The organism is Macrococcus brunensis (assembly GCF_004359615.1).
Classification (GTDB): domain Bacteria; phylum Bacillota; class Bacilli; order Staphylococcales; family Staphylococcaceae; genus Macrococcus; species Macrococcus brunensis.
On record NZ_SCWA01000051.1, the window covers coordinates 1 to 460 of the forward strand.

Sequence of the window (460 nt, forward strand, 5' to 3'; positions counted from 1 at the left end):
TTTTTATTCTTGTCAGCTGTTTTTACTTTATCTTTAGTAATTTTTTGACCACGTTTTAAGTAATATTGAACGATACCCATTAAAATGATTGCATGAATAACAACGAATAAAATAATTGTCATTACTGTATAAACTCTTATGATATTTTCTGCAACACTTTGAGAGAGTGATTGCGTATTAAATGAAATCAAGTAACCAACAGGTGTTTTAAATAAAATAATAATTAAGTTTAATAATAGTATTCCAATGAAAAATTTGAAAAATGTTTTTTGACCATTTTTCATTGCTTTAAATCCATTAGCTAAGTGTGTTTTTACTTTATCGTTAGTTGATTCAACGAAACTAGTCATAAAGTTGAAAATAGGTATTAACAATAACCAAGTAATAATTGCTTTAATCAATAAAACAACAATGATTATGATGCTTTGAGTTGTAATAGCAATACCAATCAGGTGTGTAC

1 pseudogene is annotated in these 460 nt (G+C 25.7%); it reads right to left on the reverse strand.

From position 1 onward, the window contains the following. A pseudogene (locus ERX27_RS11165) lies at positions 1-460 on the reverse strand (transcriptional regulator); the annotation flags it as partial.